The 20,256-nt window shown below is 59.3% G+C and carries 16 protein-coding genes, 1 tRNA gene and 2 CRISPR repeat arrays; of the genes, 10 read left to right on the forward strand and 7 right to left on the reverse strand.

The window, feature by feature from the left end:
• Positions 1-133 precede the first annotated feature (133 nt).
• A CRISPR array of direct repeats spans positions 134-516; the repeat unit is 36 nt; unit sequence GTCGCACGACAGGCCCCTCAGGCTGGGTATGGAAAC.
• A gap of 283 nt (positions 517-799) precedes the next feature.
• Positions 800-1,182: a CRISPR direct-repeat array (repeat unit 36 nt; unit sequence GTCGCAGGACACGCCCCTCAGGCTGGGTATGGAAAC).
• Positions 1,183-1,443: 261 nt separating this feature from the next.
• Positions 1,444-1,519, reverse strand: a tRNA-Trp gene (locus P9L99_00540).
• A gap of 137 nt (positions 1,520-1,656) precedes the next feature.
• Here P9L99_00540 and P9L99_00545 point away from each other — a divergent pair.
• Both P9L99_00545 and P9L99_00550 read left to right on the forward strand, forming a co-directional pair.
• A complete protein-coding gene (locus tag P9L99_00545; protein ID MDP8221818.1) occupies positions 1,657-3,795 on the forward strand; it encodes a CRTAC1 family protein in 2,139 nt (712 codons plus the stop codon).
• Positions 3,796-3,941: 146 nt separating this feature from the next.
• Entirely contained in the window at positions 3,942-4,280 is a 339-nt protein-coding gene (locus tag P9L99_00550) for a hypothetical protein (GenBank protein MDP8221819.1), read from the forward strand.
• A gap of 13 nt (positions 4,281-4,293) precedes the next feature.
• Here the strand turns inward: P9L99_00550 and P9L99_00555 are convergent, their stop codons facing one another.
• The 6 genes from P9L99_00555 to P9L99_00580 all read right to left on the reverse strand — a co-directional run bounded on the left by P9L99_00555 (position 4,294) and on the right by P9L99_00580 (position 10,279).
• Positions 4,294-5,565, reverse strand: coding sequence for an ABC transporter permease (locus tag P9L99_00555; GenBank protein MDP8221820.1), 1,272 nt, complete (start codon positions 5,563-5,565; stop codon positions 4,294-4,296).
• Positions 5,562-6,779: an ABC transporter permease gene (locus P9L99_00560; GenBank protein ID MDP8221821.1), complete on the reverse strand. Its 1,218-nt coding sequence runs from the start codon at positions 6,777-6,779 to the stop codon at positions 5,562-5,564. Before P9L99_00560 ends, P9L99_00555 begins: the two co-directional genes overlap by 4 nt.
• Entirely contained in the window at positions 6,776-7,468 is a 693-nt protein-coding gene (locus P9L99_00565) for an ABC transporter ATP-binding protein (GenBank protein MDP8221822.1), read from the reverse strand. The genes P9L99_00560 and P9L99_00565 overlap by 4 nt, the downstream gene beginning before the upstream one ends.
• An 11-nt stretch (positions 7,469-7,479) precedes the next feature.
• Positions 7,480-8,769: an efflux RND transporter periplasmic adaptor subunit gene (locus P9L99_00570; GenBank protein MDP8221823.1), complete on the reverse strand. Its 1,290-nt coding sequence runs from the start codon at positions 8,767-8,769 to the stop codon at positions 7,480-7,482.
• 47 nt (positions 8,770-8,816) lie between these two features.
• Positions 8,817-9,266 (reverse strand): hypothetical protein, encoded by a 450-nt coding sequence (locus P9L99_00575; protein ID MDP8221824.1) that lies wholly within the window; start codon positions 9,264-9,266, stop codon positions 8,817-8,819.
• Between the two features lie 80 nt (positions 9,267-9,346).
• Positions 9,347-10,279, reverse strand: a complete 933-nt coding sequence (locus tag P9L99_00580; GenBank protein ID MDP8221825.1) for a DUF6263 family protein — start codon at positions 10,277-10,279, stop codon at positions 9,347-9,349.
• A gap of 132 nt (positions 10,280-10,411) precedes the next feature.
• On the opposite strand from P9L99_00580, the gene P9L99_00585 reads away from it, so the two are divergent.
• From P9L99_00585 to P9L99_00620, 8 genes are all read left to right on the forward strand, one after another.
• Complete coding sequence (locus P9L99_00585) at positions 10,412-10,942, forward strand: DUF5698 domain-containing protein (GenBank protein MDP8221826.1); 531 nt, start codon at positions 10,412-10,414, stop codon at positions 10,940-10,942.
• A gap of 148 nt (positions 10,943-11,090) precedes the next feature.
• Positions 11,091-11,624: a phosphoribosyltransferase family protein gene (locus P9L99_00590; protein MDP8221827.1), complete on the forward strand. Its 534-nt coding sequence runs from the start codon at positions 11,091-11,093 to the stop codon at positions 11,622-11,624.
• A complete protein-coding gene (locus P9L99_00595; protein MDP8221828.1) occupies positions 11,621-12,601 on the forward strand; it encodes an ROK family protein in 981 nt (326 codons plus the stop codon). The genes P9L99_00590 and P9L99_00595 overlap by 4 nt, the downstream gene beginning before the upstream one ends.
• A gap of 62 nt (positions 12,602-12,663) precedes the next feature.
• Positions 12,664-13,908 (forward strand): glucose-1-phosphate adenylyltransferase, encoded by a 1,245-nt coding sequence (glgC, locus tag P9L99_00600; GenBank protein MDP8221829.1) that lies wholly within the window; start codon positions 12,664-12,666, stop codon positions 13,906-13,908.
• A 7-nt stretch (positions 13,909-13,915) separates the two neighbouring features.
• On the forward strand, positions 13,916-16,081 hold the full coding sequence (locus P9L99_00605; protein MDP8221830.1) for a glycoside hydrolase family 57 protein: 2,166 nt from the start codon (positions 13,916-13,918) through the stop codon (positions 16,079-16,081).
• 35 nt (positions 16,082-16,116) lie between these two features.
• On the forward strand, positions 16,117-18,264 hold the full coding sequence (locus tag P9L99_00610) for a DUF1926 domain-containing protein (protein MDP8221831.1): 2,148 nt from the start codon (positions 16,117-16,119) through the stop codon (positions 18,262-18,264).
• A complete protein-coding gene (locus tag P9L99_00615; protein ID MDP8221832.1) occupies positions 18,257-19,246 on the forward strand; it encodes a DUF4921 family protein in 990 nt (329 codons plus the stop codon). Before P9L99_00610 ends, P9L99_00615 begins: the two co-directional genes overlap by 8 nt.
• Positions 19,247-19,256: 10 nt before the next feature.
• Positions 19,257-20,255, forward strand: a complete 999-nt coding sequence (locus tag P9L99_00620) for a beta-ketoacyl-ACP synthase III (GenBank protein MDP8221833.1) — start codon at positions 19,257-19,259, stop codon at positions 20,253-20,255.
• Position 20,256 lies beyond the last annotated feature (1 nt).

Raw genomic sequence — 20,256 nt, forward strand, 5'->3', positions numbered from 1 at the left:
AATGTTAGATCGTGTTTCCGGAATTTGCACCCCAAAAAACGCCCCAGCCCACTCTCAAAATAACTTCCTAGCCAGGGGGTCGCGTCAAAACCGCTTAAAACGCCCAGTGATTTCCCAGCCTTACAGGCCGGCTGTCGCACGACAGGCCCCTCAGGCTGGGTATGGAAACTTTAAGAGTCCCAAAACATTCTTCACTGGAAAATGGTCGCACGACAGGCCCCTCAGGCTGGGTATGGAAACAAAGAAATAATCCTTGCTGCCGACAGGTCGGTGTCGCACGACAGGCCCCTCAGGCTGGGTATGGAAACTCACGAACGGTTCGAACCGGCAGAGGCGTAAACGTCGCACGACAGGCCCCTCAGGCTGGGTATGGAAACACAGTTGCCCGTGCATCCAGTCCGGAGCATGATCAGGTCGCACGACAGGCCCCTCAGGCTGGGTATGGAAACGAACAGTCATGATTTTCCTCCTTGGAAATGTGTCGCAGGACACGCCCCTCAGCCTGGGTATGGATAATCGCGACGTTTTTGACGCGAAAAGGTGATTTTTCTTGCAGGAAGGCAACGAAAGTGATAAAAATGTTTATCTATCAAGCAATTAGCGGCAACATCTGCGAGATTCCTTCAGCCTGAGTCGCGTCAAGTCTGAAAAGCTCTGTGAAATTCGAATGTTAGATCGTTTTTCCGGAATTTGCACCCCAAAAAACGCCCCAGCCTACTCTCAAAATAACTTCCTAGCCAGGGGGTCGCGTCAAAACCGCTTAAAACACCCAGTGATTTCCCAGCCTTACAGGCCGGCTGTCGCAGGACACGCCCCTCAGGCTGGGTATGGAAACGAGTTGAAGCGATAGCCGCAATGCCACCGGTCCTCGGTCGCAGGACACGCCCCTCAGGCTGGGTATGGAAACAGGCGGCTTTCTCTTCTTCCGAGTAACCCCAATCGGTGTCGCAGGACACGCCCCTCAGGCTGGGTATGGAAACTCTATCCCGCCTATCTTATTGACGAGACCTTCGAGTCGCAGGACAGGCCCCTCAGGCTGGGTATGGAAACAGTGTCGGAATCAACGATCGGTTTGTCGCAGGACAGGCCCCTCAGGCTGGGTATGGAAACTCGTCAGCCCCGGGCCTGAAGTCCTGAAAAGGCCTAGTCGCACGACACGCCCCTCAGGCTGGGGAGCGAAACTCGACATCGTCGCCAATAGGGGGCGTGATCCTCGCGTTGCTGAAGTTCTTCACCGTATTTCCCATGACGGGGTGCCGTTCTTTTCTTGGAAATTGAGGTTGTTGGCACGGTGTCGAACAGGCTTTCCTTCCCACGGCAAATAGGGAGATGGGGGCGCCGTGTGGAATTTGTCTGTACGAAGAACACCGGGCGGCGGATGATGCAAAGCCCGAGCTCACAAACAAAAGGCCCCGAAACCGCTTTGGTTTCGAGGCCTTTTTCTGGCACGGGTGGCAGGAATCGAACCTACAACCCCCGGTTTTGGAGACCGGTGCTCTGCCAATTGAGCTACACCCGCCCATACGTAAGCCGCAAATGTTTAACACAAAAGCGGCACAATTGGCAAGCCGGATGAGGGCGCTTGTCAAACCCCCGCCCGTTCCGCGTACAATCGGACAGCGTTTCGCGGCGAACCGGCCGCTTGGAGGAGGGGACATGTTCCGTAAGGCGATCTTCACGATTTTGGTTTTGATGCTCACCATCACCCCGGCGTTGGCCGAGGAAGTGCTGATTCAATACGACGACGGCAGCGACGAATCGGTACGCACGAACATCCACACCGGAGACGTCCAGGCGTTTCGCCTGAGCACGGCGCACCCGGCAACACTCAAGACGACCTACCTGATGCTGGAGTCCGACGTAGCGGCGGACATCGAAGTTCATGTTTGGGCGGAGTTCGGCGGCAACAACCCCGACCTCAGCGTCGATTTGATCACGCCTATCACCCAAACCGTTGCCGCGGGGGTCGACTGGTACGAGTTCGACGTGTCGGCGGCCGGTGTCGAGATCGGCCCTTGGTCCGATTTCCATGTGGGCGTCATGCATCTCGAAGACGGCTACCCGTCGGTTCGTCTCGACTCCTCGAATCCCTCCCCCGACATTCGTATCCAGTACTACAACAGCGAAGACGGCGAGTGGTATTACATCGGCGGCGGCGACGGCTGTTACGCATACATGATTCGCGCGCTGGTCGACTACCACGACCAGATCGACGAGGCCGATAAATACTTTCACGATATTTCCGACGACGCCGGCCTGCCCCGCACCAACGGCCGACCCGCCTGGGCCGACTACGACAACGACGGCGATCCCGACCTGCTCATCCGCGGCAGCCAGCTTTTCGAGAACAACGGCGACGGCACTTTCACCGAAGTGACCCAAAGCGCCGGCCTCACCGACATGCCGGGCAGCGGCGGCATCTGGGCCGATTTCGACAACGACGGCTACTTGGATATTTACGTCTCGACGTCTTCGTACAACGCGCACTACAACCGTTTCCTGCACAACAACGGCGACGGCACCTTCACCGACCTGAGCTTCGAAGCCTTCGGCGGCGAGGAATACCTCAACTATGAAAACACGGAGGCGATGGCGGTCGGCGATTTCAACAACGACGGCTACGTCGACGTTTACGCAGGCGTGTACGAACGCGACATGAGCAGTTGCCCGTGGGATAAGTTCTACGTCAACAACGGCGACCTCACCTTTACCGAAAGCGCCGACGCGCTGGGCATGCACGAGGGGATCTTCCAGTGCGCCCGCGGCATTCAGTGGATCGATTTCAACCGCGACGGCTTCACCGACATCCATGTCAGCAACTACCGCCTCGACCAAAACTTCATGTGGGTCAACCAGAACGGCGAGTCGTTCAGCGAGCAGTCGGAAGAACTGAATTTGATGGGCGAGAACATCGACAACTACTACGGGCACACGATCGGTTCGGCCTGGGGCGATCTGGACCTCGACGGCGATTGGGACGTGGTCGACGCCAACCTCGCCCACCCGCGGTTCATCGATTTTTCCGACAAGACGATGGTGCTGCTCTCCAGCGGCGAGCCCGATTTCGAGTTCACCAACGTCTTTGCCGAAAGCGGCGTCGAGTATTGTGAAACCCACAGCAATCCGAACCTGGTCGACGTGGACAACGACGCCGACCTCGACCTGTTCATCACCACCGTGTACGTCGGCTACCAAAGCCACTTCTACCTGAACCGGCTGGTGGAAGACGGCGCGCTCAGCTTCGAACCGGCAACTTACGCCGCGGGCATCTGGGTCGATAACGGCTGGGGCAGCGCCTGGGCCGACTACGACGGCGACGGCGATATGGACCTGTTCGCCACCGGCCTGTGGCGCAACGAGATCGCCGACCAGGGCAACTGGATCAAGATCAAAGCCGAGGGCTGGGCCGCCAACGCCGCCGCCTTGGGCGCACGCATCAGCGTCACCGTCGGCGAGACCACGTACCTGCGGGAAATCCAGGGCGGCACGGGCACGACGGTCCAGGATGACCTCGTGGCACACATCGGCGTGGGCGATGCCGAGACGATCGACGAAATCGTCGTCGACTTCCCCGGCGGCAGCACCGAAGTGCTCACCGACGTGGCCGTCAACCAGGTATTAACGGTGACGGACACACAAGAACCGACACCGATTGATGACGACGACGACACATCCGATGACGACAATACGTCCGATGACGACACATCCGGCGCTGACGACGACACATTCGGCGGCGCGAATGACACCGATGACGCTGATGATGATGATGATGATTCCGGCTGCGGCTGCAATTGATTTCCGTTGGGGCAGGTCATACGATGATCTATCTTGACACAGGAAATTGGCCAATCGGGACGTAAACTGGAGTCTACCGGCGCTGACAAGAGTTTTTCGACGAAATCGTTAGCGGCGGGATGTTGAGAACCCTACGGGAGGATGAGATGAAAATGCGGTGGTACTTTTTTGCGATGTTGATTGTCGTTTGTCTGTCTTTCACGACGATTATCGCTTGCGGCGACGATGACGATGACGACAGTGGTGACGACGATGCCGGGCCAACCGGCGGCGCCGATTGCCAAAGCCTTTGTGAACGCGGACTCGAGTGCTTCGGCGAAGAATATTGGGATTACGCGGGCGTCGAGACAATGGATGAGTGCGTCGAGGTGTGCGAAAACGACTTGTCCGAAGCCGATCCGGAACTGATCGATTGCATTTTCGGCTGCGCCGGCATCTCCGGCTGCGACGAGTGGGGCGCCTGCATGGCGGAATGCGCCGCCTAAGTAACCGCAGCGCCTACTCGTAACGCAACGCCTCGATGGGGTCGAGCTTGGCCGCTTTGCGGGCGGGATAAACGCCGAAAAAGACGCCCGTTCCCACCGAAAAACTAACGGCCAGCACAATCGAACTCGCCGCGATGGTAATCGGCAGGCTGTCGACGAACTTGCCCACCAACAGCAAGCCCCCGACGGCCAACCCGATGCCGATCAACCCGCCAAGTAGCGAAAGCGTCACCGCCTCGATGAGGAATTGCCGGGAAATGTCGCGGCGGCGCGCGCCTAGCGCCTTGCGGACCCCGATCTCCCGCGTGCGTTCGCGCACCGAGACCAGCATGATGTTCATGATCCCAATGCCGCCGACCAGCAGCGAGATCATCGCAATGCCGATCGCCGCAATGAAAATCGAACCGGTGAGGCTGTTGTAAGAACTCATCATACTTTCGCGGGTTTCGATTTCGAAATCGTCGGCCTCGGTCAGTTTCAGCTTGTGGCGAATGCGCAGGATCGCCCGCACTTCCTCGATCGCCATGTCCACGGGCACGTCTTGCTTCGCCTTCATATGGATCTGTAATTGGTCGCGAATTTTCCATTTCCGCGTAAACGCGCCCAGCGGAATCGCCACGAAGTTATCGCGACTGTCCCCGAACACAGCGCCCTGCCGTTCGGCCACGCCCACGATGCGGAAGCGATCGCCCCGCACGCGAATGAAGCGACCGACCGGATTGCCGTAGGGAAACAAGCGATCCAGAACGTCGTAACCGACCACCGCCACGCGCGTCCCGGCGAGCACCTCATGCGGTGTGAAATTCCGGCCGCCGTCCAGATTCATGCCGGTAACCGGCAGGTAGGTTTCCGTCGCGGCGGCAATGCCGACATCCGGATCGGTCTTGCGCCCTTCGGCACGGATCGTGTCGCCGCGCCAGCGATACACGAAGGGGCTGACCATATCGACCAAGCGGGCTTTGCGTTGAATCGCGTGGGCGTCTTCCATGGTCAGGTCCGGTCGGCGGCGGTACTTGTTCCAGTCGAACGTGATCGCAATGGCGGGGTATTTCTGGATAAAAAACACGTCGGCGCCGAGGCGCGAAAACTCGCTGGTCACCACGTTATCGATTCCGCCGACCACCGACATCATCGCAATCACCGTCGCCACGCCGATGATAATGCCCAAACTCGTCAAGCCGGTGCGCATCTTGTTGCTTCTAATCGAACGCAGGGCGATACGCAGGTTTTCGATCAGGCTGATGCGCCGGTGAATTCGGCGTTGCTTGCGGCGAAACCACTTCATTCGTAACCCAACGCCTCAATCGGGTCTTTTTTGGCCGCGGCGCGGGCCGGGAAGAAGCCGAAAATCAATCCCACGGCGCTGGAGAAGCTGATGCCCACCACGACGCTCCACATTTTCACCGAAGCAGGCAGTGGCGTCGCCGAAGCCACGAGCTTGGCCACCCCTGCCCCGCCCAGTACGCCGAGCACGCCCCCAATGGAGGCGATCACCGCCGCCTCGAAGAGGAACTGCATGAGGATCCAACGCCGCCGCGCGCCCAGCGCTTTGCGAATGCCGATCTCCCGCGTGCGCTCGGTCACCGACACGAGCATGATGTTCATGATGCCGATACCGCCGACCAACAGGCTGATGCCGGCCACGGCGAACATCGCGGCGTACAGGCTGCCGGTGAGCTTCTCGTAAAGTTCGCGCAGCACGTCGACTTCGTTAACGGCAAAATTGTCCGGCTTGTTCAGGGGCACCTTGCGGACGCGCCGCAGAATGCCGCGAAGTTCGTCTTTGGCGGCCGCGATAGAGGTCGCGTCGGCCACTTTCACAACGATGGAAAAGCGCTGCCGGCCGCGTTCGATCACCTTGGAAAACGTAGTGTGCGGCACCAACACGAATTGATCGAGATTCTGGTCGAAAAAGTCGCCGCGCTTGGCCATCACCCCGACGACTTCGAAAAGATTGTTGCCGATGCGGACGCGCTGGCCAATAGGGTTTCGCACTCCAAACAAGCGTTCGGCCACGTCGAACCCGAGCAGACAAATCGGGCGGCCGCCTTCGACATCCGGCGGGGTAAAAAACCGCCCTTTGCTGGGGTACACATTGCGAATCATGGCGTATTGCGAATTGACGCCACTGACCTGCACGAGGTCCATACTCCGGTTTTTCCACTTCACGGTTCGCCGCGTATAGCGCATGGGGCTGGCGCCGTTGACCAGCCGGCCGCTGCTGACGATGGCGTCGTATTCCTTCATCGAAATGTCCGGATGGTGGCGGAACTTGCGCCAATCGTTGTTGGCCCACGGGAACTTTTGGACGTACAAGACGCCTTGACCGATCGAATCGAGTTCAGCGGCAAAAGCGTCGTTCAGCCCCTCCACGATCGAGACGATGGCGATAATCGTGGTGATGCCGATCACGATGCCAAGGGTTGTCAGCAACGATCGCATTTTGTTGGCGCGCAACGAACTCAGCGCCATGACAAAGCTTTCCCACATCGCTCTCATCGCGGATCCGGATTCGGCGTGTCGCTTTCAATTCGCCCGTCGCGCAGCCGCACGACGCGGTGGGCGTACCGACTGATCTCTTCCTCGTGTGTTACGAGAATGATCGTGTTGCCCTGCTCGTGCAGGTCTTTCAGCAGTTCCATAATTTCATAGCTGGTCTTCGAATCGAGGTTGCCCGTCGGTTCGTCGGCCAGGATCAACGAGGGCCGCCCCACCAGCGCCCGGGCGATCGCCACGCGCTGTCGCTCACCGCCGGACATTTCGTTGGGCCGGTGATCGGTTCGTTCGCCAAGCCCGACTTGGGTCAACGCTTCGCGGGCGCGGTCTCGCCGCTCGTGCCCCGTCGCGCCGCCGTAGACCAGCGGCAATTCGACGTTGGCGAGTGCCGTGGCGCGCGGCAACAAGTTGAAGGTTTGAAATACGAAGCCGATTTTTTGGTTGCGGATATCGGCCAGTTCGTCGTCGGTGAGATCTTCGACGGCCTCCCCGTCCAACACGTAACTGCCGCCGGTGGGCGTATCGAGGCACCCGAGCATGTTCATCAAAGTGGATTTGCCGGACCCCGAAGGACCCATGACGGCCACGTACTCACCGGGCTTGATACTCAGATCCACACCGGAGAGCGCATGGACCTCCATCTCGCCCATGATGTAGGTTTTGGTCAACGCGCGGCATTCAATCAGCGACACGTCAGGCTCCGTTACATGGGCGGCCCGCCGGGTTGGATTTCCACCAGGTCATCAGGCTTCAACATGCGGTTCAGGGTTTTGAAAGGGCCGCAGATAACTTGGATATCTTCCGCCAGATTCTCTCCGGTAATTTCCATGTGGGTGTCGGAGCTGATGCCCGTTTCGACCCACAGCGGATGCACGCGGTTATCCTCTATGCGGAAGAGCATTTCCTTCATCTTGGAAATATCGCCGACCACCGCCGCGCCCATGTCCTTGGCGGCACCGGCCTCTTCACTTTTCTCTTCGCCCTCGGCCGGCTTTGCCAACGCCTCCGGGTCGCGCATCGTGATGCATTGGATCGGCACTTGGAAAACACCGACCTTGACCTCGGTCACGATGTCGGCCGTGGCGCTCATGCCGGGCCGGGTTTGGCTGGTATCGCCTTCCAGCAACACGTTGACCTCGAACGCCACCGTTTCTTCCTGCGTCCCCAGTTGCTGCTGCTGCATGGCGCTGCCGGCGATCTCGATGACCGTGGCCGCGAATTTCCTATCGGGCAATGCGTCGATCTCCACCGTCGCTGCATCGCCCACCTCGATAAGGACGACGTCGGCCTCGTCAACTTCCACGGTGGCGATGATTTTGCCGGGGTCGGACACTTCCATGATCACATCGCGCGAGAACACACTGCCCAGCGCGATTTCGCCCTCTTCCTTGTTGAGGCGGGTCACGACGCCGTCCATCGGCGAGCGAATCGTCGTTTTCGACAACTCGTCCTGAGTTATTCGCAAACCAGCCGCCGCCTGGCTGACGTTGTCCTGCGCGACGGCCACGCTCGCCTCGGCGACGCGCAACTCGGTTTCGGTCGCGTCCAGCGCCTCTTTGGTGGTGAGCTTCTTGGCAAACAAATCCTGCTGCCGTTCGAAGGTCTTTTGTGCCAGTTCGAGCCGCGCGCGACCAAGTCGCACCTGCGCCCGCGCGGCCTTCAATCCGGCTGCGGCCTGTTGGTTGTTGGCGTGGTAACGCTGGTTGTCCAGCGACAGGAGCAACTGCCCCTTTTTGACGTGTTCGCCCTCGTGCACGTGCAGCCGTTCAATCTGGGCCGAGATGTTGGCACTGATTTCCACGCGCACGGCCGGGTCGACCTGACCGGAGGCCGAAACGATCTGCCGTAATTCACCGCTGGAGATTTTCCCCGTCTGGACGGGAATCGCTTTCTCCCCAGACAATAAAAAATACGCGCCGATACCCGCGGCAATCAACACGAGTACAACAATGAGCCAAATCCACTTCCGCTTGCCAGAGGATTGTTTTTTCATGATACGAGAAACCTATGTGTACCGTGTTCCGGAAACGAAACGCCGAGCTATTCGTCACCGGTTTCGGGTGCCGGTGGTTCATCGAAGCGTATGCTGCGCAAATCTTTGACGCGAACCATCATGTGCCCGAGATCCGTTTGGCCGTAGCACCGCGTCAGGTTTTTAAACCGCATGCTCTTGATTTGACCGTCGCGCAACGCAACGGTTCCCGGAGTAAAACCGCCCGCGGCGGCCGCCGCGAAAACAACGCTTTCCACGTTCTTAAAATCAAGCGTGACGCGGATTTCCCCGAGGTAGCCCTTAATGGAAGTCTTGCCCTCGCAATGCATGTGGCTGACCGCAAGCGTATTCATGCTGCGGTCGGTCACCGTGCCCGTGAAATCCTGTTTGGGGGCGCGCGGGGTTTTATCCGCCTCGACGCCCAAGTCTCCCATACCCAACGAGACGAATACCGCCGCCGCCAGAAAAACCGCTGTCACGATTCGAGATCGCCGCATTCTGATCCACCTTTTCTCGAATAAAAATGCCATCTTTTGCTACTTCATGGCCCACGCAGTGTCAAGCGCCGCCCCCGCCGCTAGAGACGCTCGAGATGGGTTTTGACCGTCATGCGACGTTGCGGTGAGCGCCGTTTTTCGCCCGCAGCGATTAACAGTACGATCGTCCGCGACAAAGATTCCAGCCGCCCCTTCCTGCGATCGAGCAACATGCGTCCCTTCACCGTGCCGCTGAGCAGCCGAAATGGAACCGGATTGACCGGCACACGACCGCGGCCATCTTTGGCTTGCTCCGAGGCGCGAATCGCTCCGGAGAATTCGACCGTCGCGGGATTGGTTGCCCCATCGCCGAGGACGTTTTCCTGCGTGTACACAATCTCGCCGAAGGCCGGCTGGTAAAACGCGCCCGGCGACGGCCAGGTGTCAAGGCTTTTCCCTTTCGCCGACGCCAGAGGCGCCCAGTAACTTTCAAACAGATTGCCCCAGAAGCCCGCGCCGTACATCGCGGCAAGCGCTTGCTCCACGGCATGCAGTTGCTTATCGGGCACGCGACGACGCAGATCGGCGCGCACGGCTTCCATACCGCCCATCTCAACAACCCGCCCCTCCTGATCGACAAGCAACGTCAATTCCTTGTCCAGGAGCGCCAAGTAGGCCAATTCCGTGGTTGTGGGTTCACCGGCGTCGTTCTTGGTGTCAAAGCGTTCCGTATATTCGCCCGGAGCCTCGACGGCTAGTTGCGCCCGGCTAACGGCAAAGGCCACCCGGTGTCGGCCGTCTTCCTCCGTAGGCAGAACACGCAGTTCCAGATCAAGAATTTGATGGGACTCCCACTTGGTTTGGAAGCTCCCTTGACGGCGCATATCGTCGTACATATCAATGGTGACATGGTATTGATCGGTCGTGCCGGGATGGAGGGTCAGCGCCAACGGCGGTAGCGACTTACTACAGCCGAGCAGCGCCCACATCAGCGCCATGGCCGGCCAGAAGCTCATTCGCAATCGATTTCTCACCTCGATACTCCTTTTCGAGCGATTTTGCAGCATACCACCATGCAAACGCTTTGCGGCGGCAAAAAAGGCATTGACTTTCGTGCCCGCAAGCGATAAATCCGCGCCCGAGAATCGAAAAAAAAGGAGCGCGCTATGTGGGAGGCCATCGGCGGTTTTGCCCTCGTTTTCACGCTGCGGCTGTGTGACGTCAGTCTCGGTACGCTGCGCATGCTCTTTACCGTGCGCGGCCGCAAGTGGATTGCGGGCACTATCGGAACCATTGAAGTATCGATTTTCCTATTCGCGCTCTCCCACGTCGTCGGCGCCGGTGCCGATATGGCGTGGGCGAAATTCTTTGGTTATTGCTTTGGTTTCGGAACCGGAACGGTGCTCGGCATCCGGATCGAAGAATGGCTCGCCCCCGGTAACGTGCGAGTCACGATTGTCAGCCGGGAGATGCCGGACCTTGTGATCCGCGATCTGCGCAACGCCGGTTTCGGCGTCACCGAGGCCGACGGGCGCGGCAAAGACGGCGCAGTTTCGATCCTGATCGTCGTGACGCGCCGGCGGGATCTGCCCTACCTCAATGACATTGTCCTCAATCGCGATCCGGACGCCTTTATCTCAACGAACGAGGCGCATTTCATTTATCGCGGCTATTTGCACAAAATCAAACGGAAGTAAGCGGTTTCTTATCGGGTTTTATTGTTTTCCGACTGACATCAAGTCGCAAAACAATTAGACTATGCGTGAATGTTGATGGCGCTTTCGTTCGTATCCGGCCACGACGCTCCGCGGGTGTGACCGATAACTCCGCAAGCAGGAGGATGTCTTGATTCCCGACGGATTTGTGCTGCTGCTTTCGAATCATCAGATCGGCCAGCGTTTGGAAGAAATCGGCGCCGACCTGCGACATCAACTCGGTAACCACGAAGTTACCTTCGTCGGTATCCTGGATGGCGCGCTGTTCGTCATGACCGACCTGATCCGCGCCTATCAACTCGATGCGAAAGTCGATTTCCTGCGGGTCACCAGCTACCGCGGCGGCACGGAGAGCGGCGAGTTGACGATGCTTTCGGGCCTGACGTGGAACGTCAAGGAACACGACGTGGTGTTGGTAGACGATATCCTCGACAGCGGACAGACCCTGGCGTTTTGCCGGCAACATCTCATGGCCATGGGCGCGGCGAGCATCACTTCGGTGGTGTTGCTGACGAAAGAACGACACCGTGATTTTCAACTCGAAAACCCGGTCGTCGGCTTTCGCATACCGGATCGCTTTGTGATCGGCTACGGCCTCGATTTTGAGGGACGCTTCCGGCACCTGCCGGACATTTACATCAAAGACAAAGAGGGCGCGGAATGACGGGGCGAGCCATCGCTATCGATTTGGGCGGCACCAACATCAAAGGGGCGTTGGTCGATCGTAACGGTAAACTGGGCGACACGGTCAACGTGCCGACCGGAGCCGACCTTTCGCCCACCGCGGTCATCGCCCGCCTCGGTGACGTGGTGGCGGATTTGTCTCGGCAGGCAGGGGATTCGGATTTAGTCGGCGTCGGCATCGGTTGTCCGGGCGGTATTTATCCCGATAGCGGCCTGATCAGCCAGAGCCCGAATTTCCCCGGCTGGTACGACGTTGACCTGTGCGGGCCGCTGCGAGAAAAGACCGGCCTGCCCGTCACGATCGAGAACGACGCGAACGTCGCCGGCCTGGGCGAATTCATCCACGGCACGGGCCACGATGTCGACTCGATGGTGTTTATCACGCTGGGTACCGGGATCGGCGGCGCGGTCATTCTTGAGGGGAAACTCTGGCGCGGCGCCTGGGGCATGGCGGGCGAAATCGGCCACGTCATCGTCGAGCCCGAGGGCCATCCCTGCGGCTGCGGGAGCTGGGGCTGCGTGGAACAATACGCTTCCGGCACCGCCTTGGTGAGGATGGCGCGCGAGGCTCTGACCCCTGACACGCCGGGAGTTAAGTTGCTGGAATTGGCGGGCGGCCGCCCCGAGCGTCTCACGCCGAAAATGGTTTACGAAGCCGCCACAAGTGGCGACGCGGTGGCCCAAGAGGTCTTCCATCGCGCCGCTCGCTATCTGGGAATGATGATTGCGTCGATTCTCAACGTGCTTAATGTTCCCTTGTTCGTGGTAGGCGGCGGCGTGAGTGCGGGTTACGACCTGATGGCTCAGACCACGCGGGATGAGGTTCGAAAACGCGCTTATCGGATACCCGGCGAAAACGTGAGAATCGAGCGAGCCACCCTCGGAAACGACGCGGGCATTATTGGAGCCGCCATGTTGGCTTTCGAGCGGTTGGCCGGGAGTAGGCATCCGGATTGAATGAATCGCCGGAAGCGCGAGGCGCACGGCAGTTTGTTCCAGCACGTCAAGGAATCGGGAATATGGGCATCAATCCAAATCGCATACTGACCATGATTTTAGCCGGCGGCGAAGGACGGCGGCTGCAACCCTTGACGCTGCACCGCGCGAAGCCCGCCGTGCCCTTCGGAGCGCGTTACCGCATCGTCGATTTCGTGCTGTCCAATTTCGTCAACAGCGGTTTCTACAAGATCAAAATCCTCTCGCAGTACAAGTCCGACAGCCTGATTAAGCACGTCACACGCGGTTACCGGTTCAATTCCCAATTTGGTTTTTTCATCGACTTCGTCCCGGCGCAAATGCGCAAGGGGCCCGATTGGTACAAAGGCAGCGCCGACGCGATTTTTCAGAGCCTGCACATCATCACCGACGAAAACCCGGACCACGTAATCGTTTTCGGCGCCGACCACATCTATAAGATGGATGTGCGCCAAATGCTGCTGTTCCACCAAGCCAAGGGCGCCGACATTTCCATCACGGCGATCCCCGTGCCGATCGAAGAGGCGCACAGGTTCGGCGTAATGGAAGTGAATAAAGACGGTCGCCTGATCGGCTTCGCCGAAAAGCCCCACCACCCGGCGCCGATGCCCAACGACCCCACCCGCGCCTTGGTCAGCATGGGCAATTACATCTTCAACACCGACACGTTGCTCGAAGAAATCGAGCGCGACAGCAAAAACAAAGACAGCGTGCACGATTTCGGCCGCAGCATCATTCCGCTGACGTACAAAAAGCGAAAAGTCTTCGTGTACGACTTCGCCACCAACGTCGTGCCGGGGCAAAGCGAACGCGAGCAGGGCTATTGGCGGGATGTCGGCGATCTGGACACCTACTTCCAAACCTCCCTCGACCTGGTAAGCGTGAATCCGGTTGTGGATCTACACAACCGTGAATGGCCGATCCACACCTACTACAAACAAGGGCCGCCCGCGAAATTCGTCTTCGCCGACGAGAAATCGCGGCGCGTGGGTATCGCCACCGACTCGCTGGTCAGCGAGGGCTGCATCGTCAGCGGCGGTCATATCGACCGCACGATCCTGAGCCCCTTCGTGCGCATCAACAGTTACAGCCAAGTGGAAGAGAGCGTGATTTTCGAGGGCGTCGATGTGGGTCGCTACGCGCGGATTCGCCGGGCGGTTATCGACAAATTCGTCAAAATCCCCCCGCACATGGAGATCGGCATCGACCACGACAAAGATCGCGAACGGGGCTTTACCGTCACGGCGGGGGGAATCACGGTCATTCCCCGCGGCACGGTGATTGAGTGAGGCCGCGATGACCCAGCCGCTGCGTGTCGCTTTCCTTTGGCACATGCACCAGCCTTATTATCTCGACGACCCAACGGGCGACATTCTGCTGCCCTGGGTGCGTCTGCACGCCACCAAGGCGTATCACGACATGAACGCCATGCTCACCCGGCACCCGGAGATGGCGTGCACGATCAACGTCGTGCCCAGCCTGTTGGCCCAAATCAGCGCTTACGGCGAGCGCGACGATCTCGACGACACCTTCCTGCGTCTGTCCCGCACCAGCGCCGCCGATTTGACCGAAGAGGAACGCCGCTTCGTTCTGCGCTACTTCTTCATGTCCAATTGGGACACGATGGTGCGCCGCCACCCAGGATACGCGCGGCTGCTCGACCGCCGCGGCCACAACGTCTACGACGACACGATTGACCGGGCCGTAAAGCTGTTTTCCACCCAGGACCTGCGCGATCTGCAAGTGTGGTTCAACCTCTCGTGGTTCGGTTTCACGGCCCAACGGGACAAGCGTATTGCGCCGCTGATTCGCAAAGGCACGGGTTTCTCCGAAGTCGAGAAGGCTTTGGTACTCGACGTGCAGGCCGAAATCGTCAATCAAATCATTCCGGCCTGGAAGAAGCTGCTCGAAGACGGTCGCGTCGAAATTTCCACGACGCCGATGTATCACCCGATTCTGCCCATTCTGGTCGGCTCGGAAGTCGTGCGACGCAGCATGCCCAACGCCCGCCTCCCCGGCGAATTCGCGTTTCCCGCCGACGCCAAGGCTCAGATCGACCGCGGCGTCGCGTATTACACCGAGCTGTTCGGCCAGGCTCCGGCGGGGATGTGGCCCAGCGAGGGATCCGTTTGCCCGGAATTGATACCCTTCTGGAGTGAGGCGGGGCTCAAGTGGGTCGCGACCGACGAGGCGGTCCTGTTCCGGTCGTTGGGTGGCGCGCCGCGCAGCGCCTTGTTCGAGCCCTACATCGCGCGACACGGCGAGACGGAAGTGGCCGTGTTTTTCCGCGACCGCTATTTGTCGGACCTCATCGGCTTCACCTACGCGAAAAACGACCCGAGCACCGCCGTGGCCGATTTCATCGGCCATTTGTCGCGTATCCAGCAAAGTGCCCCCGGCGGCACCGTCAGCATCATTCTCGACGGCGAGAACCCTTGGGAATACTACCCTGACGGCGGCGAGCGTTTTCTTGACCTCTTGTACTCGCAATTGGTTGCCGATACGCGCTTCCGGCCAGTGTCGCTGCGCCAGGCTCTGGACGAACATCCGCCGCGCAAGACCATCGACCGCCTGCATAGCGGCAGTTGGATCAACGCGGATTTCGGCATTTGGATCGGTGGTCGGGAAGAAAACCAAGGGTGGGCGCTGATCGATCGCACGCGGTCGCATTTGGTCGAGCGCCAACAATCCGGCGGCGTCGATGAGAAAACCCTCGCGGCGGCCTTCGAGCAGTTGTATCAGGCCGAGGGTTCCGACTGGTTTTGGTGGTACGACGACGACTTCACCAGCGACAATGACGCCGACTTCGATCACCTGTTCCGGCAGAAGCTCGCCAACGCTCACCGAGCCCTAGGCGAAACGCCGCCGCACTACCTTGAAGAGCCGATCCACGTCACGCGCCGCGAGGTCCTGGTATCGATGCCGTTAGCATTGATTCAGCCGGAAATCGATGGCAAGGTGACGCACTTTTACGAGTGGGCCGATGCGGGTGCCCTCGACCTGTCCAAGGCGCGCGGCAGCATGCATCTATCCAAAAGTTTGTTGGATGGCCTGTATTTCGGTTTCGATACCGAGCGCTTTTATCTGCGTCTCGACCCCTCGGCCGAGTTACTCGGATTCAGCGCCGACCTGGAGATTCGCGTGCACTTCGTCAACAAGCGGGAGTGGCAAATTCGTCTGCCGCTGGTGCTTGCCGAGGGCGCGCCGCGTCACTTTTCGCTTTGGGAGCCCGACAGTGAAGGCTCCTGGCGGTTGGTGGGCAACGAGGGTAAAGTCGGCGCGTTCGACGTCGTGGAAATCGCCGTACCGACAAGTTTACTGAATTGGGAGGTCGGCGAGAAAATCGGCTTCGTGGTCCAGATCGTCAAAGGTGACGTCGAGGAAGACCGCTTTCCGAAAAACGGCCGTATCTCCGTCACCATCCCCGATGCCGGCTACGACAGCGTCAACTGGAGTGTGTAGCGAGAGACTGAGAAGTCTTCGGGAGAGAAACACCTGTGAATAAAAAAGTGCGCTTGACCTTCGGACTGCACAACCATCAACCCGTCGGCAACTTCGGCCACGTGATGATTGAATCGTTCGAGAAATGTTACCGACCGCTGCTGGAGAAGCTCGCCGAGCATCCAACCATCAAAGCCTCGCTGCATTACAGCGGCTGTTTACTCGAATGGATGGAAGCCAACCACCCCGAGTACATCGACACGTTGGCGGCCATGGTCGACAGCGGCCAGATCGAAATTCTCGGCGGCGGATTCTACGAACCTATCCTCACGGCGATTCCCATCGACGACGCGCTCGAGCAACTCGATCTGATGAAGCAGTGGGCGAAAAAACGACTCGGCGCGAATATACGCGGCGCGTGGCTCACCGAGCGCATCTGGGAGCCGTCCCTACCCGTGCTGCTGGGCCAGGCGGGCGTGGAATTCACCATCGCCGACGAAACGCACTTTCGCTACGCCGGGATACCGAAAGAAAAGATCGCCGGCTACTTCGTCACCGAGCGGCACGGATATACGACGGCCGTGTTTCCGATCGATCGCGTGCTGCGTTACAAAATCCCCTTCGACCAGCCCGAGAACATCGCCGCGTATTTGCGCATGATGCTCGGACGATTCGCGGCGCCGGTGGCGACCTATGCCGACGACGGCGAGAAATTCGGCGTTTGGCCTGAAACGTACGAGTGGGTCTATGAAAAGAAGTGGTTGGAAAAATTCTTAATCGCCATCGAAGAGGCGGCCGATATCGAGACGGCCCACTTCGCCGACATCCTCGATAGCGAACGGCCGGCCGGCCGCATGTACATGCCGACTGCGAGTTACCATGAAATGACCGAATGGTCGCTGCCGGTCGACGCGGGCATTGAGCTTTCGAATATTACCGCGGCGGCCAAGCGCGACGGCTCCTGGGAGAGAATCGCGCCCTTTATTCGCGGCGGTTTCTGGGACAATTTCCTGGCGAAATACCCCGAGGCGAACCGCCTCCACAAACGAATGATTCGCGTATCGAACAAAACGCGTCGCGCCGCCGAAATAGAGGATTCCCCGAAAGCAAAACTGGCACGCCAACACTTGCTGCGCAGCCAGTGCAATTGCGCGTATTGGCATGGCCTGTTCGGCGGCCTATACCTCAACTATCTGCGCGACGGCGTGGCGCGCGAGATGTACCGCGCCGAAGTGTTGGCCGACGAAATTCTCGGCCTGCCCAACGTGGAAGTCGTCGATCATGACGCCGACGGCAACGACGAAGTCCTCGTGGAAACCGAGCACCTTTCCCTCGTCCTGATGCCGGCCTACGGCGCATCGGTCTACGAACTTGTCGACCGTCGAACCGGACACAACCTGACCGACGTGCTGGCCCGCCGTCGCGAAATTTATCACGACAAACTCACCGCGCCGCCGGTGTCCAACGGCCACCCCAAAAGCATCCACGACATCGTGCGGGTCAAGCAGGAGGGCCTAACCAGCCTGCTCTATTACGATTGGTACAACCGTTACAGCGCGCTGGACCACTTTCTCGCCCCCTGGTCCGATGCCGATACCTTTGCCACCAGCCGCTACGGGGAATTGGGAGACTTCGTCAATCAACCCTTCGAACTGGTCGGCACGAGCAAAACCAAGACCCGGATCGTGGTCGAAATGCGACGCCGGGGCGGGCTTTACGCCGACGGCGAAGTGCACCCGGTCATGTTGACCAAACGCTACCTGATCAGTACGACCGCCCCGAAGATGCAAATCGAAACGGTCATTGAGAATCTGGGCGGCCCGCTGGATGTTTATATCGTGCGGCAATGGAATCTCACGCTCCTGGCCGCCGACGCGCCTGATCGCTGGCTCGCCGTGGGCGATGACAGTTGGCTGATGAACACGCGCGGTACGATCGATTCCGTTCGGGAGTTTTCGGTTAACGATGCCTGGCGGGATCTCGCGGTGGAGTTTGTCGTCGGCGAACCGGCGGAGCTATGGCACTACCCGATCGAAACCGTCAGCCAAAGCGAGGGCGGGTTCGAGCGCACGTATCAGGGAACCGCGGTGGGCCTGGTCGATCGATTCCATATGGAAGAAAATGAAACGAAAACACTGACGCTGACCGCCTCGTTCGGCACGGTATTGAAACCGCGCAAGCCAAAACGAGTGAAGAATGGTTGAACTGCGAAAAGACCCGATCACCGGGCGATGGGTAATCATCGCCACCGACCGCGCGAAGCGTCCGATGGGCGTGGCGCTGCCGCCGGACTCGCCGAGTCCGGAAATTGATCCCTTTTTGCCGGGCAACGAATACCTCACACCGCCCGAGATTCTGCGCTATGCCGATGAATCGGGAAAGGCGCCGTGGGCACTGCGCGTGGTTCCCAACAAGTTCCCCGCCCTGAAGGTGGAAGGTGAGATCGAGCGCGAAGGAATCGGCCTCTACGACAAAATGTCGGGAATCGGCGCGCATGAAGTCGTGATCGAAACGCCGGATCCAGACAAACGGCTGGTCGACTACAACGAGCATGAGCTGGAATTGGTATTCAGCGCTTTCCGCGACCGCAGCCGCGACCTGCAGCGCGACGCGCGCCTGAAGTACGTGCTGGCGTTCAAGAACGAGGGCCGGTTGGCGGGCGCTACGCAGTTGCACGGCCACAGCCAATTGATCGCTCTGCCGATGGTGCCGAGCGTCGTCACTGAAGAACTGGAAGGCGCCGCCGATTATTACAGCTTCAAAGAACGAAATGTTTATCTCGACATCGTCAATCAGGAACTTCGCTACGGCGAGCGGCTGGTCACCGACAACCCCGACTTCGTGACCATCGCCCCCTTCGCCTCGCGTTTTCCTTTCGAATTGTGGATTCTGCCGCGCCGCTACGCGCCGTGCTTTCACGAGATTCGCGACGATCAAATCACCTTCCTGGCGAAGATCGTCTCGCACACGATGAAGCTGCTTGACCGCGCGTTGGGCGTATTCGCATTCAATTTCATCATCCACACTTCCCCCCTTCAAGATTGCCATCCGGCCTATTATCATTGGCACATTGAAATCACGCCGCGGTTGACTCAGCTCGGCGGGTTTGAGATAGGCACCGGGTACCATATCAACCCCACGCCGCCTGAGAAGGTGGCGGAGTATTTGCGAAAAACCAAATTGTAGGGAGTTGCCCATGCCCAACATGAAAGTCGTCGGCACCGGAATGTACGTGCCCGATCGCGTCGTCACCAACCACGATTTGGCCAAACTCATGGACACCAACGACGAGTGGATCATCCAGCGCACCGGCATTCGCGAGCGCCGTTACGTGCCGCCCGGAATGACCAGCGCCGACATGATCGAACAGGCCGCCCTAACGGCCATCAAGGAGGCCGGTATCGAGAAGGACGAAATCGAGGCCGTGGTCTCAGCCACGTTGAGCATGGACCACATGTTCCCGGGGATCGCACCTTTCGTGCAAGACCGCCTCGGGCTCAACGGCTGCGCCGTCGTCGATATTCGCAACCAATGCACCGGCTTTTTATACTCCCTGGCCATCGCCGACGCGTGGATCAAGACCGGACTGTACAAGACCATCCTGGTAACCGGCTCGGAAATCCACTCCACCGGCCTCGACTTCTCCACGCGCGGTCGCGACGTTTCCGTGATCTTCGGTGACGGCGCCGGCGTGTTCGTCGCCCAAGCCACCGACGGCCAGGACGGCCCCGGCGTGCTCGGCACCGACCTGCACGGGGACGGCAAATACGCCAAGGCCCTGTGGACCGAGGCCGAGGGTTCGGTGTTTCACCCGCGACTGACCCACAAGATGCTCGACGAGAAGCGCCTCTTCCCGCAGATGAAAGGGCAACTCGTGTTCGCCCATGCGATCCGCAAGCTGCCCGAATCCATGAAAACCGCTTGTGAGAAAGCGGGCCTGGGCATCCAAGATGTCGACTTCTGGGTCTTCCACCAAGCGAACCTGCGCATCAACGAGTTCGTCTGCCAGGGGCTGGATATTCCGTTGGACAAGACGCTCAACAACATCGATGTGTACGGCAACACCACCGCGGCCACCATGCCGATCGTGACCTACGAAGCCAAGAAAAAGGGCCTGATCAAGGACGGGTCGATTGTCGGCTTTGCCGCCTTCGGCGCCGGCTTCACCTGGGGCACGATCATCATGCGCTGGTAGG

The organism is Candidatus Lernaella stagnicola (assembly GCA_030765525.1).
Lineage (GTDB): Bacteria > Lernaellota > Lernaellaia > Lernaellales > Lernaellaceae > Lernaella > Lernaella stagnicola.

Bases quoted from the DNA above. Each gene is read 5' to 3' on its own strand.
- P9L99_00545 (MDP8221818.1), top strand. From the start codon at position 1,657: ATGTTCCGTAAGGCGATCTTCACGATTTTGGTTTTGATGCTCACCATC.
- P9L99_00550 (MDP8221819.1), top strand. From the start codon at position 3,942: ATGAAAATGCGGTGGTACTTTTTTGCGATGTTGATTGTCGTTTGTCTG.
- P9L99_00555 (MDP8221820.1), bottom strand. From the start codon at position 5,565: ATGAAGTGGTTTCGCCGCAAGCAACGCCGAATTCACCGGCGCATCAGC.
- P9L99_00560 (MDP8221821.1), bottom strand. From the start codon at position 6,779: ATGAGAGCGATGTGGGAAAGCTTTGTCATGGCGCTGAGTTCGTTGCGC.
- P9L99_00570 (MDP8221823.1), bottom strand. From the start codon at position 8,769: ATGAAAAAACAATCCTCTGGCAAGCGGAAGTGGATTTGGCTCATTGTT.
- P9L99_00575 (MDP8221824.1), bottom strand. From the start codon at position 9,266: ATGCGGCGATCTCGAATCGTGACAGCGGTTTTTCTGGCGGCGGCGGTA.
- P9L99_00585 (MDP8221826.1), top strand. From the start codon at position 10,412: ATGTGGGAGGCCATCGGCGGTTTTGCCCTCGTTTTCACGCTGCGGCTG.
- P9L99_00595 (MDP8221828.1), top strand. From the start codon at position 11,621: ATGACGGGGCGAGCCATCGCTATCGATTTGGGCGGCACCAACATCAAA.
- glgC (MDP8221829.1), top strand. From the start codon at position 12,664: ATGGGCATCAATCCAAATCGCATACTGACCATGATTTTAGCCGGCGGC.
- P9L99_00605 (MDP8221830.1), top strand. From the start codon at position 13,916: ATGACCCAGCCGCTGCGTGTCGCTTTCCTTTGGCACATGCACCAGCCT.
- P9L99_00615 (MDP8221832.1), top strand. From the start codon at position 18,257: ATGGTTGAACTGCGAAAAGACCCGATCACCGGGCGATGGGTAATCATC.
- P9L99_00620 (MDP8221833.1), top strand. From the start codon at position 19,257: ATGCCCAACATGAAAGTCGTCGGCACCGGAATGTACGTGCCCGATCGC.